8 protein-coding genes and 2 pseudogenes are annotated in these 13,326 nt (G+C 38.5%); 5 read left to right on the forward strand and 5 right to left on the reverse strand.

From position 1 onward, the window contains the following. Positions 1 to 42: 42 nt before the first annotated feature. From I6F45_RS01035 to I6F45_RS01045, 3 genes are all read right to left on the reverse strand, one after another. A complete protein-coding gene (locus I6F45_RS01035; RefSeq protein ID WP_166376823.1) occupies positions 43 to 462 on the reverse strand; it encodes an MAPEG family protein in 420 nt (139 codons plus the stop codon). Between the two features lie 189 nt (positions 463 to 651). After that, entirely contained in the window at positions 652 to 2,856 is a 2,205-nt protein-coding gene (locus tag I6F45_RS01040; protein ID WP_231609582.1) for a tetratricopeptide repeat-containing diguanylate cyclase, read from the reverse strand. 412 nt (positions 2,857 to 3,268) lie between these two features. Further along, on the reverse strand, positions 3,269 to 4,378 hold the full coding sequence (locus tag I6F45_RS01045; protein WP_197159536.1) for an endonuclease/exonuclease/phosphatase family protein: 1,110 nt from the start codon (positions 4,376 to 4,378) through the stop codon (positions 3,269 to 3,271). A 296-nt stretch (positions 4,379 to 4,674) separates the two neighbouring features. Here I6F45_RS01045 and I6F45_RS01050 point away from each other — a divergent pair, with 296 nt between their 5' ends. From I6F45_RS01050 to I6F45_RS01065, 4 genes are all read left to right on the forward strand, one after another. After that, the gene (locus I6F45_RS01050; RefSeq protein WP_197159448.1) at positions 4,675 to 6,966 is read left to right on the forward strand and encodes a peptidase U32 family protein; all 2,292 of its coding nucleotides are present in this window, start codon (positions 4,675 to 4,677) and stop codon (positions 6,964 to 6,966) included. A gap of 13 nt (positions 6,967 to 6,979) precedes the next feature. Next, on the forward strand, positions 6,980 to 7,639 hold the full coding sequence (locus tag I6F45_RS01055) for a glutathione S-transferase (protein WP_197159449.1): 660 nt from the start codon (positions 6,980 to 6,982) through the stop codon (positions 7,637 to 7,639). 135 nt (positions 7,640 to 7,774) lie between these two features. Then, positions 7,775 to 9,037: a valine--pyruvate transaminase gene (locus I6F45_RS01060; RefSeq protein WP_197159450.1), complete on the forward strand. Its 1,263-nt coding sequence runs from the start codon at positions 7,775 to 7,777 to the stop codon at positions 9,035 to 9,037. 456 nt (positions 9,038 to 9,493) lie between these two features. Then, positions 9,494 to 10,696 (forward strand): Nramp family divalent metal transporter, encoded by a 1,203-nt coding sequence (locus tag I6F45_RS01065; RefSeq protein WP_165741191.1) that lies wholly within the window; start codon positions 9,494 to 9,496, stop codon positions 10,694 to 10,696. Positions 10,697 to 10,796: 100 nt separating this feature from the next. On the opposite strand, the pseudogene I6F45_RS01070 reads toward I6F45_RS01065, so the two are convergent. Then, a pseudogene (locus I6F45_RS01070) lies at positions 10,797 to 11,108 on the reverse strand (hypothetical protein); the annotation flags it as partial. Positions 11,109 to 11,299: 191 nt separating this feature from the next. Then, positions 11,300 to 12,274, reverse strand: a pseudogene (locus tag I6F45_RS01075) (transposase). A 101-nt stretch (positions 12,275 to 12,375) separates the two neighbouring features. Here I6F45_RS01075 and I6F45_RS01080 point away from each other — a divergent pair. Continuing rightward, complete coding sequence (locus I6F45_RS01080; RefSeq protein WP_231609583.1) at positions 12,376 to 12,951, forward strand: IS110 family transposase; 576 nt, start codon at positions 12,376 to 12,378, stop codon at positions 12,949 to 12,951. Positions 12,952 to 13,326 lie beyond the last annotated feature (375 nt).

A 13,326-nucleotide genomic window follows, 5' to 3' on the forward strand; every position in this document is an offset into this window, starting at 1 on the left:
TTTGTTTAAAGTTATAAATAGAGCTTATAACTTTTTTATAAATTAAGAGATTAGTCTTAACCCTATCATTATCAGCATAACCACATTAGCAAGCACACCAATTAAAAAGAAGTAACTACGTGGACTTGGGTTGTTCTCCGTTGCTATAGCGTAGTACAGCGCCATGTGAATTAAGCGCGCAATTAAGTACACCCAAATACACATAGCAAAAATCGGGCTTTGATAATTAATTACAAACGCAAATAACACCGTACCTATAAATAATGCGCTGTTTTCAAGCGTATTATGAAACGTACGATGCGCTCTAAATATAAAGCTATCGTGCGATAAATCCTCGTCAATTTTACCTGGTACAGCATTTGGCTCTTTAGCTTTGCTAAACGTAGCCACAGCCCACTGTACAAGCAACATAATTAAATAGAGGTAAAATGCCAAATAGGCCGAAAGTGCAACTTCAGTCATTACTAAATCCTTTATTTTGTTTTTTAACTTAGTTTAGAGTGCAATTTTAAGGCCTAAGTTAATACACTGATATTTAAAGGGTTAATTTAATAAGCCTAATTACATATGTAAGTAACTCACGGCGTTGTATAAAATTTACTTGTTATGATTTTAAAAATAACATCAAAACTGAGCTGTATACTGCTGGATTTACTCCGATCTAAAAAGCTTAAACTCTTCAAACGCACAATCCCACAACACAACTTGATTACGACCCAAAGACTTAGCCTCATAAAGTGCTAAATCGGCCTGTTCAATTAACTCAGAAGGTGTTCTGGCTTTAAATTTAATAGACGTAACCCCAAAACTACACGTAACAGGAATATCATCAAATATCGCTTTTTCTACTTTAATACGAATAGCTTCAGCAATACGTATTGCTTGCTCTTGAGTCGTGTTGGGTAAAATAATACAAAATTCCTCGCCACCAAAACGGGCAACGCTATCGCTCGTACGTATATTGGCTTGTAAAAGACTGGCAACGCCACAAAGTACGGTGTCGCCAATGCTGTGCCCATAAGTATCGTTAACACTTTTAAAATGGTCAATATCGACCATTAAAATACAATATTCTTCAATCTGAGGTAAATCCAAAAAGTCGCGATTCATAATCTCAAATAAAATGCGGCGGTTATAACAATTGGTTAAAGGGTCTCTCGCGGCCAAATAGTCTAACTCTTCATTACGTTTTTTAGAGGCAATAAAGCTTCGATAAACCAATAAAACAATAGCTAAACAAGCGGCTAATAAAAATGCGAGCGCAATACTCGCGTATTTGTTTTTTGCAAGCTCTAGCTCTGATATAACCCTAGCTTGGCCTGATATTTCAATTTCATTGTTTTTCTTTTCAAGCTCAAGTTGATGGAGTTTTTCTTTTTCTCTTAACGTTTCCAGCTCTATTTCCATTTTGTGAGAATGCAAATGTGCTTTTTCAAGAGCAAGCTTACTTTCGTCTCTTTCGTATTGAATGATTCCGGTCAGGGCAATTTCTTCTTCTGCGTAACGTAGTGATTCATTTATTCGTCCACGCTGTTTTTCTGCTATTCGAATTTCACGATAAGCGTATAGCATATGTAACTTATCATCTATTTCGGTTGATAAAGCGAGTGACCTTTTTAGTAAAGAAATCGCCTCATTTGTATCAATACCAATTAAAATCGCCGCAAGCGCTGTTAGCGACTTTATCTCATAAAGCTTACTGCCCGTTTCTCTGGCGAACGACAACGACTCTTTGTAATACTCTATAGCCTTGTTTTTATTTCCTTGGGCACGATAAATATTAGCAATAATACGCGCCGTTATAGAAATGTAGGATGTAAGATTTTTGGTTTTATAAGTTACGTAAGCTTTCTGAGCAAATCTCATCGCTGATTCTAAGTCGCCAGACTCATAGTTAATAACAGCCATTTCTCTTAAGGCCGACGCGAGCGTTTTTTCCTCGACCACACCTTTTGGTAAATCAATGGTTATTTGATAGAAAATCTCGGCCTGATCAAACTGCTTTAATCGTGTGTATAGCAGCCCCATTTGATTGGATGTTTTAGCAATCCCAAGCACGTTATTTACTTTTTTATAATATAAATATGCCTCATTTATATGCTTAAGTGATTTTTCATAAAGGTTGATATGTCGATAAATAATACCAGCACCTAATAATGCTTTAGCCAAGCCAACAGGATCGTCAATTTCTTTATGTATTTCTAATGCACGAGTGGAGTAATCAAGGGCTAAAACTAAGTTGTCTAAATAGCGCTGCGCTTCTGCTAGTGTATTTAATGTACGCGCCATCAACTTTAAATCATCTAAATTAGTATATATCTCTAAAGCTTTGGTATAAAAATGAGCCGTTTGCTCTCTATTTTCAAGGCGCTTATACGACTGAGCTAATTTTTTATACGTTTCACCTAACTGTTTTTGTATTTGTTCGTCTTTATTTACAAGGTATTTTAAAGCAGATGAATATTGCGTTATCGCGTCATTGTATTTTTTTTGTTCATAAAACGAATCCCCCTTTGTTAGGAGTACTTGTGCTATAAAAAACTCATCGCCATACACAAGCGTTGTTGGTAATAAAGTTTCAATGCGGTTAGCAAGTTCGTCATAACGTTTTTCATCTAATAATATTTTTATATAATTAATAGACGCCTTTATTTGGTTGCGTGAATCATTTAATTTACTGTAATAAGCCGAGGATTGTGAAAAGTGATGAAGCGATTCATTAATATTGTTATTTTTTTTATTCGCTTTACCTAATAAGTTATGTAATTTTGCGCTGAGTAACGTGTCATCAGCACTTTGCGCTTGTAACAACAACGCCTTACTTAGTTCGATACTTGTTATAACGTCAGTATCCATAAGTAATTCGGCTCTTTTTAGCAGCCCTGTATTAGATTCATTGATTAAACTGTATGAGGTGGTTTCTTGCGCGTAAGCGCTACTTAAACTAATAAACAAAGCAAAAAGCAAAGCTTTCACTAACAATTTAGAATTATAAATTCGATTTACGAAGAAAGTGTGTACTTGCGAAGTTAACTCCATCTTTCGCGTGTGATACGAGTAAGTGTAAAATTCCATATTTACCATTTTAGTGATTTGTTATTAATTTAATGCAAAAATTCTGGCGATAAAATATACACATAAAGACTGCAGGTCAAGTTTCGCTGCAATATGGGTAATTGTTAATTTATGATTTTAGCATAATTATGCATATTGCAGCTTAATTCTTTTTTAGCTTAATCGTACGCTGTAAGTTATTAAATGAGAAAACCTAGCTTCTTAGTTTAAGGGTAACCAATACAACACCGTGGTCGGTAGTTAAATCATCACGCTCATACTCGGGGTTTATTAAGTGCCTGTCGTAAGTGTTATACGCGCTTACTTCAAAAAAGCTGTCATCGTAACTAGCGTCAAACTCACACGACAATAAAATGTAATCAAGCACAGAGCTGCTCGCGCCATAATAATGTGTTGGCGGCCTTAACGGTGCTGTCTTTGTTATATTTATATTTTTTACTTGGCTTTTATCCGCTGAATCAACAATCTCGCTGTTATTGCGATCACAATCACTTTGTTCATCGTTTGTTATTGCTTCATCGCTAAAAACCTCATCATTACTTAGCTGCGACTTAACAAACAAATCCCATGAATCATTTAGACAATATTTAGCTAAGTAGGTTTTAGCGTCAAACGCAGGGGCAAAACGTAGCGTATTAGTAAGTAAATGACTGAGCACACCATCAGCTAGGTCGTTATTAAAATCGCCCATTAGCATCATGGGTTGCTGCGTAGCTTCGCGGCGAGTAATCATTTGTATCATTAGCAATGTAGCTTCACTACCACGCTGAATAGTTGAGCCCCAACCGCCCGCTACATTCGCTTTTAAAATCTCAATTATGTTTTGCTCGGCTGTAAGCTCTTTATTGTGCTCATCAACATTAATCATTGGGCGCTTAGATTTAAAATGCACCACATAGCAATCAGTATTGCCTATGTGCGGCAAAGTAACGGTCGCTCTTAATACCTTGCGACTAAAAGTAAACTCACTATTAAGGCCAAGTGCACTTGCAAGCTCGCTATCGTGCTCAACCGACGCCACTTCAACTATCGGGTATTTAGAGGCGATTGCCACTACGGGGCGTTTATAAATAAAGTCGTCAATCACCTCAGGCTCATCAACTACTGCAAAGTAATTATAACCTTGCTCACTCATTAACTCTTTTAACGAATCAATGCTAAACACTTCCTGAAAACCAATCACATCAGGCGCATGTTCTGTTAAGTAATCAACAATCCAACGCTGCTTTTTAGCCCACTGCTGCGCGGTATAAATTTTCTCAAACTCATAGTATGCATTGGGTGGCTCAAGATAGTTAAACAGATTAAATGTGGCTATTTTTAGGTGAGTGTTGGTAATTACAGCTTCTTGAGCGTTTAAATCTGTATTTAACTGTTTAATATTTTGATTACTGATGGGTATCGCCTAAGTAAAGTTGAAAGACTAGCTTGCTTATAAACTATCATTTTATTACATGTTTACGTAATAAATCAGCCAGCTTAATTGTAATTTTATACACTCTTTTATTTTAGTCTTTATTATATCCCTCAATAAATAGCATTAACGTGCTTAACCAGATAAAATTCGCGGCAATTAAATATGAGCAAAGTGAAGTTGTCATGAGTAGAAAGATTGAACTATTAGCCCCAGGCGGTGATGTAAACGCGGTAAAAGCCGCCATTGTAGCCGGTGCTAATGCGGTTTATTGTGGGTTAGATACCTTTAATGCACGTAACCGAGCGTCTAATCTTTCGTTTGATGAGCTTAACGGCGCACTTCGCCTAGCCCATGAATACGGCTGTGAGATTTTTTTAACGCTAAATGTAGTTATATTAGAGCACGAAATGGGTGCGCTATTTAAGCTATTAAATCAGCTAGTAAATACCACGCTCGATGGCATTATTGTGCAAGATTTAGGGTTGTTCAATATAGTTAAAAAGCACTTTCCTACGTTGCATATTCACGCATCAACTCAGTTAACCACGCATAACGAATCACAGGTTGAGTTTTTAGCGCGCATTGGCGCTACACGTGTAAATTTATCGCGCGAGCTTAACTTAACTGAAATTAAAATACTGACCGACGTAGCGCATAAATGCGACGTATTAACCGAAGTATTTGTGCACGGCGCATTATGTATTGCGTTTTCAGGGCAATGTTATTCAAGCTCAGTAAGTGTGGGTAACTCGGGTAATCGTGGTCGCTGCTCGCAAGCGTGTCGTGATGAATACGAGCCAACTGCGATGGGTAACAAGCATCCGTTAAACTTAAAAGATAACTCAGCTTATTTCGACCTGCCAGAGCTAGTAGCCGCAGGTGTTGATTCGTTAAAGGTAGAAGGTCGTATTAAAGGCGCTAACTACGTACATACGGTTATTGATAGCTGGCGCAAACAAATAGACACGTTTGTGCAAACCGGTAACCTAATTGAAGACGATTCAAGCTTATACAAAGTATTTAACCGTAACTTTACTAATAAGTTTTTAACCGGCGACATGACCAAAAACATGTTTACCGATAACCCGCGCGACCATAGCTTTGATCACGCAAATGAAAAAAACAACGCAATTTCGGTCGTGCAAATTTACGATGCACAGCAAGAGCTTTCTACTCAAAAAAGTGAAATTGATTCGTTAGTTAAAAAGAAAATTGAATTTTTAGATATTTCAAAGCGCGAGCTTACATTAGAATTTTCAGGGCAATTAAATCAGCCATTCACTGTAAACATAATTATTGAAGATAAAAACGATATTACGCTTTCGAATAAAAACGAAAAAGAGCCTCTACGCTTTGAAGTTCAATCGCAAATGCCTATGCAAACCGCCGATAAATCGGTTGTTGATATTGCTGCCATTGATAAGCGCTTTAAAACGTTTAGTAATGCCAATTTTGAAATTAAAAATATGGATTACTCAAACCTCGGCGACAACTTAAGCATTCCGTTTAAAGAGCTAGCGCGTATTAAAAAGCAGGTAGCATTTTTATTAAACGAAGGCAAAGACGTACTCGCCCCTGTTGAATTACCTAAACTAGTGAATCACGAAAAAGCCGAAAATAAAACGACGCTCTCTGTTTTAATATCGGACATAAAAGACGCTAACTTATGTAATTTAACAAACGGCGACGTTTACTTTAAATTGCCTGAAAGCTTTAGAACCGATAACGATAAATACATAAATGTATTTTTAGAGCACCCACAGTTAATTCCGTGGTTTCCAGCCGTGTTAATTGGTAAAGACTTTGACGAAGCCGTACGTTTACTAGAAGTGGCGAAACCTAAACTTATTATTAGTAATAACACAGGCGTAGCATACAAAGCAGTGCAAATGGGTATTGACTGGATTGCAGGCCCGTTATTAAACACCACAAACTCTTATGCATTATTAACGCTACAAGAGGATTTAAATGCTAAAGGCGCGTTTATTTCAAACGAGATTAACAAACAGCAAATGCGCAGTATTAAACGCCCTAACAACTTTAAAATGATGTACAGCATTTATCATCCAATACTAATGATGACCAGCCGTCAGTGTTTTTTCCAGCAAACCGTTGGCTGTAAAAAACCACGTATTGATGCCAGCTGTATGCTGAGCTGTAAAAAGGAAACAACCGTTACCAATGTTAAAGGCATTAGCTTTGCCATTGATAAACAAAAAGGCGGCTATCCGAGCATTTATAATCATGAGCAATTTTTAAATATGGATATTGTGACCGATTACGCCGATAAGTTTGACGAGTTCATGATTGATTTAACTGACATTGGCTCAGGCGATAAAGAAAAACTAGATAAAGCCGTGTTACTTGCGCATTTTCAAGATTTAATTAGCGGGCAAACACACGCTGCTGATCAGTTAAATCATATGGTAAAAGTAAAAACACGTCAGCAATATGTTGAAGGCTTAAACAGTTAAGGTAAGTATTAAAATGACACTGCCATTATTATATTCATTACAACACTGCCCATATGCAATGCGCGCACGAATGGGTATTTTAATGGCAGAGCAACAAGTGCTTCTACGCGCTATAAAAACTAAAAATAAGCCGCAGCATCTTTTGCAAATATCGCCAAAAGGCACGGTGCCAGTTTTATTGTTGCCGAATAATCAAGTTATAGATGAAAGCCTCGATATTATGCTCTGGGCTTTAAAGCAAAACGATCCGCATAATTTACTGCATACTCAAGACCCATTAGCACTTGAGCGCATGCTTGAGTTAATTAAGCTAAACGACACGAAATTTAAACCAGTGCTTGAAAAGTATAAGTTTTATGCTCGCACAAAAGACATGGCACAAATTTATTACCAAAAAGCCTGCGAAGAATTTATTAAGCAATTTGAAGAAAAACTAACCACGCATAAATACTTAATGGGCGATGAAAAAAGTCTAGCCGATTATGCCCTGCTGCCATTTATTAGACAGTTTGCCCGTGTAGATAAACATTGGTACTTACAAAGTGAATACACGCATGTACGCGCATGGTTAAACGAGTTTTTACACGCCCCCATGTTCACCAAAGTTATGACCAAATTTGATTTGTATATGGACTGCGGCGAAGAGTTTTTATACGGCGTTAAAAAATCTTAACTTAGCCTTTGTTTTATAGAAATTTTATTGTCATAGCCAACTACAAAGCTAAGTATTGAATTATTCTCATCATCGGATTTAAGCCCTTTATTTACGCTATACTGCCCTCCCCATTACTAACAAACGCTATGCATTATGAACTACTCAAACTTCGGCACTAAATTCACACAACCCAACGGCATTACTCAGTTAATGGAAGATTTAGGTGGTGCTAAAAACAGCAACAATCCTAATATTGTTATGCTCGGTGGCGGTAACCCCGCATTAGTACCACAAGTAAATGAGGTTTTTTTAAGTGAATTACAAAAACTCGTTGCCAGTAACAAGGTATCGCAGGTATTTGGCCTTTACGACGGCCCGACTGGTAACGACGAGTTTAGAGCTGCATTAGCTGGCCAGCTAAGTAAAGAGTTCGCATGGGATATTAGCGCCGATAACGTAGCACTTGGTAATGGCAGCCAAGCTAACTTTTTTGTATTGTTTAATATGTTGGCAGGTGAAATGCCGGATGGCAGCCATAAAAAGATTTTATTTCCCCTTGCGCCAGAGTACATAGGTTATGCCGATCAAGGTTTATCGGCTGATATGTTTGTTGCCATAAAGCCTGATATCGAAATTTTAAATACAGGCAGCACATCAAAACAGTTTAAATACGTCATTGATTTTAAAGCAGTTGAAAAAACACTAGCAAACGACAACAGCATAAGCGCGCTGTGCGTCTCACGACCTACCAATCCGACAGGTAATGTAATTACTGACGATGAAGTAAAACACCTTGATTTGCTCGCTAAGCAATATGGTATTCCACTCATTATTGATAACGCATATGGCGATCCGTTTCCAGGTTGTATTTACACCGATGCAAACCTAACGTGGAACTCAAATATTATTTTATGTATGTCACTTTCAAAGCTGGGCCTACCGGGTTTACGCAGCGGTATTGTGGTTGCAAACAATGAGATTATTAAAGCAATTGGTCGCGTAAATGGCAGCATGGTGTTATCGCCAAATAGTATTGGTCCAAGCTTAGTGACACGCTTAATTAACGACAACGAACTACTGCCACTGTGCCGTAATGTTGTGTTGCCTTTTTATCGTAATAAAGCACACATAGCGATTGAGTTGTTTAATGAAGTATTTGCCGAACTGCCTGTTTACCTGCACAAAGTTGAAGGTGCCTTTTTTATGTGGCTGTGGTTTAAAGATGCAAAAATAACCAGCGAAGTGTTGTATCAAAAGCTTAAAGCTCAAGATGTATATGTAATTCCTGGGCACAACTTTTTTATTGGCATTGACGACAGTTGGCCGCACAAGCACGAGTGTATTCGTATTAACTATGCTACCGATGCAGATACCCTAAAAAAAGGCTTAGAAGCGATTAAAAACTTAATAAAGTAAATATACTGATGCCGATATTAATATCGGCATCATTCATTTAATTCGCTTATATATTCGTTTAAAATTAATGCAAACGCACTGTATCCCCTTTAAATTTATATACAAGTTGGTATCCTACTCGACCTTTTTTAATAGCAATTCGCTTAATTAAGTGATCTATCAGAGGTGAGAAAATCGTGTCGATAACCAGGCAAAAATTTCGTTATTTAGTTGTTCTATATCAGAAATTTTTAACGCAGTTAGCGTCAAATCTAATCCCTCAAATTGATTAAGTATTATTGCGGATTGGTATAACATATGCTTATTAAAAAAGAACCAGCCAAGGGGCGATAATCGCTGCAGGGCACTTAGTTTAAGTGGCAGCAATAACACAATCGGCATCGCGTATAAATATCGGTTTTAAACGTTAGATGTAACTTTAAATAGCAACATGCAATAGCACTATTAAGGCCAATTATGCGATTAGGACCAGGACTGCTCGTCACCGCTGCCTTCATTGGACCAGGGACCATTACTACCGCCAGCGTGGCAGGTGCAAACTTTGGTTTTGCACTTATATGGACATTACTGTTTTCAGTAGTTGCCACTATATTATTACAATCTATGGCGGCGCGCCTTGGCGTTGCTACCGGGCAAGATTTAGCTCAAGCGCTCAGAGCACATATTCAAACGCCCTTATTCAAATCTTTAGCTATATTTTTAGTCATTAGCGCGATTGGTGTGGGCAGTGCAGCTTATGAAGCGGGTAACTTAAGTGGCGCTAGCATGGGATTAATTGAAATATTCCCTCAAGTTAGCTCCCAACTATGGACACCACTTATTGCTTTTTTTAGTGCAGCTTTACTGTATAGCGGCAAACATAAAGTGGTTGAAAACGCGCTAATTTTACTCGTTATTTTAATGAGCTTAGTGTTTATCTCAACACTTGTAATGGCAGCGCCTTCACTGGGTGATGTATTTGCTGGTTTTATTCCTAGTATGCCTGAAGGCTCTATTACAACCATACTCGCTTTAGTTGGCACTACCATTGTGCCGTATAACCTATTTTTACACTCCGGCGTACTCGCTGCTAGACACGACAGTAACAGCGACATGCAAAAAGTGATTAAACAAACAAATGTTGATACAGGCCTATCAATCACTTTAGGCGGTGTGATCACGCTCGCTATTTTATCTACTGCATCGGTTGCATTTTATGGCACAGATGCGGGGCAAATTAGTGCGGCTAACATGGCCGTACAGCTAGAGCCATTACTTGGTGATGCCGCTCATTACTTTTTTGCTATTGGCTTGTTTGCAGCAGGTTTAACTAGTGCTATTACAGCGCCACTTGCGGGTGCTTATGCTGTGTGTGGCATGTTAGGTTGGTCAAACGATATGAGTAACGCACGCTTTAAAGGCGTTGCTATTGTTATTTTATTGTTTGGTGCTGCGGTTGCCTCACTCGGTTTAGACCCTGTCGCGGTGATTATATTCGCGCAAGCGGCTAACGGGTTATTACTTCCTATTGTTAGCACCTACCTTGTATGGCTGGTTAATCAAAAAGGGGTTATGGGAAACTACACTAACTCTTTGGTGTTAAACCTGGTAACCCTACCCGTTTTAATCCTAATTTTTGGGCTAAGTAGCTACAAACTAATTAGTTTAATTTCTAGTTAAATTCTAAAAAATCATATTTAAAAGCCGCTGTTTATAATAAACAGCGGCCTTTATTTATTAATCACTAAATAACGTATAAGCCGTACTTATATTCACACATCTAATACGCTTTTTGGTTGTTAGTTACCTTTATTAATTGTGAAAACGCATAACCACCTATCGCGCCGGCAAGCAGTTGAGCATAAAAACCCCAGCCTCTTGCGCCCGCTATAATATGAATATTCATAATTGATTCAATGGCAATTAACACAATACCAAACGCCACAATGCCAGCAATAACAAATAACTGAGTACTGTATTTTTGAGCCTTTTTATTAAGCTTTACGGTAACAAAAAAAGCGATGGCAAGTGCTACGGCAATAATAGCGCCGTAGGTAGGTAATAGGCCTAACCAATCATCACGCATTAAACTAGACAGCCACTCCAATTGTAAACTAATCTAGCGCCACTAAATTTACTTTTTTGAGCTAAGAGTTCACCTCTTTTTATATCTTTACTCGCGCGTTACACATTTAATAAGCAATTATCACTGTTAAACCTAAATTACACGCATGAAAATGACTGCATAATGCAGTTGTGATTTATTACTGAGTAGTTTAAGTTTTATGCCAGTAGCTTTTCGCAGTTACTGATATTCGCTCGCCGCTTTCGGTTTAAGTTTTCACAATAACCTTCTTGTGAGGCTGGCCTGCCGACTGCACCATGAAATACACGCGTAAATTGTGTGGTGAGCTTTAACCAGTTTTCTGGGGAGATATTAACTCTTTCGAGTAAGGGTAAGTGTGTACTTTCAATATAACCACGTTTGTCTTCTCGTATACAGCGCCCTGTTAGCTCAACAAGTTCAAGGTACGATTTAAGCTCAAACGGCAGCCCTTTTGGCATAATTTGACGAGGCATGCCTGCAAAGCGCAGTAGTTGTTTTGGTTGCTTGCCATCCTTTGCATACGTTAAACGCTATTTGATGCTGGTATGGTCTGACTCTTCTGGGGTGTTAGCCATTTTAGCTCTAATGGGGTTTAAATCGACATACGCCATACAGGCCGCAAGGGCTGCTTCATCTAATAATGCTTGAGACGTAAATCGTCCTTCCCAAAAACGGCCAGTGCAGTTATCTTCTTTATTTGCTCTGCGCGCAATGTTTTCATTTAACAACCGCATAAACCAGCTAATACTTGATAGGCGCTCTCGATATTCCTTTACTGTTTGATTAAAAAAGATAAGTTCAACTTTACTTAGCTTTTCACCTTGTACATATTTTTGCGTTAGCAATGTGCCTTTACACAGTTTATGCCAACGAATAACAATCGCTTTATCATTTAACCTATTCGCTTTTTTATCATCAACGTACAACACTAAGTGGGTATGGTTACTCATTACGGCATAAGCACATACATCAATACAAAATACCTTGGCTAACTCAAGCAGCCTATCTTCAACCCAACCTCTGCGATGCTCAAAAGATTGGCCTGTAAAACGGTCTTCACCGCACAGGAAAGCACGCCGAACACATCGTGATATGCAGTGGTAGTATTTTGTATCAACCAAACTTACTTGACGCTTTCTTGCGATTGCCATAAGACACCCAGCTCACTTTTTACACTAAACAAAGGCTAGCCTCTAACTTCAAAAAGTGCAAAATTTAGGTTGGGTGTCACTGTTAATTTTTTGCTGTCGGTATGAAGGCGTTTGAGCAAGGACTCATTGCGTTAGAAGGTGATTCTGAGCTTCGCCCTCAGCTGCGCATAATGGTGAGTGATATTTACACCGAATACAAAACCCTTGTTAAACGCATTAAAGCTATTGAAGCGATGCTTACTGCACACGTTGAACGGGATACAAACGCTAAAATACTTCACTCTATCCCTGGCGTGGGTGTACTCAATGCCTCAGCCTATGCAGCATCAATCGGGAACGGTCAGGCATTTAAGAGCGCAAAAGAACTCGGTGTGTGGCTAGGATTAACACCTAAACAATACGCATCAGGCGATAAAAGTAAAATGTCTGGTATTACTAAGCGCGGCAACAGTTACCTACGAAAACAACTTATTCACGGTGCTCGCGCCCTTATCGCCAGAAGCCACCATAAAACAGATGCGCTAAGCCAGTGGATAAACCAGTTGCGCGAGAAAAAACACTTTAATTGTGTGGTGGTCGCCACCGCACACAGATTGGCGCGACTGATGTGGATATTGCTGACCAAGCAAACTCTCTACTCACCTCAGTTTGTGCAAAATACACAAAAGGATGCTTAATTATGCGTATTTTACACACCAATCACACCCGAGTTTACGACTTAAGACAGCCTGGTTATGACATAGGTTTTAAAACCTGAGTGGGTGTTTGGGCACTTAAGTCGTAACATACGCTTATCCTGTATGTACTTCACTTATAATGAAACAAAAAGCGCACGCTAACCAAGGTTAACCAGATAAAGACACGAGATTAAATCTCGTTTGGGTGAATATTTTTTAGGTCCCTTGGTACGAAGCTCATTAGGAGCATGGCGCATGACAATCATGACACCATAGCTCGAATATATGTCAGTACCTTTGCTTTTCAGCAAGCTTGTGACGCATCATGACTGTGAAATGGGATACATGATAATAAAATAAAGGCATCAATTTTGA

The sequence above is a fragment of the Pseudoalteromonas sp. SWYJZ19 genome, assembly GCF_015864375.1.
Taxonomy (GTDB): domain Bacteria; phylum Pseudomonadota; class Gammaproteobacteria; order Enterobacterales; family Alteromonadaceae; genus Pseudoalteromonas; species Pseudoalteromonas arctica.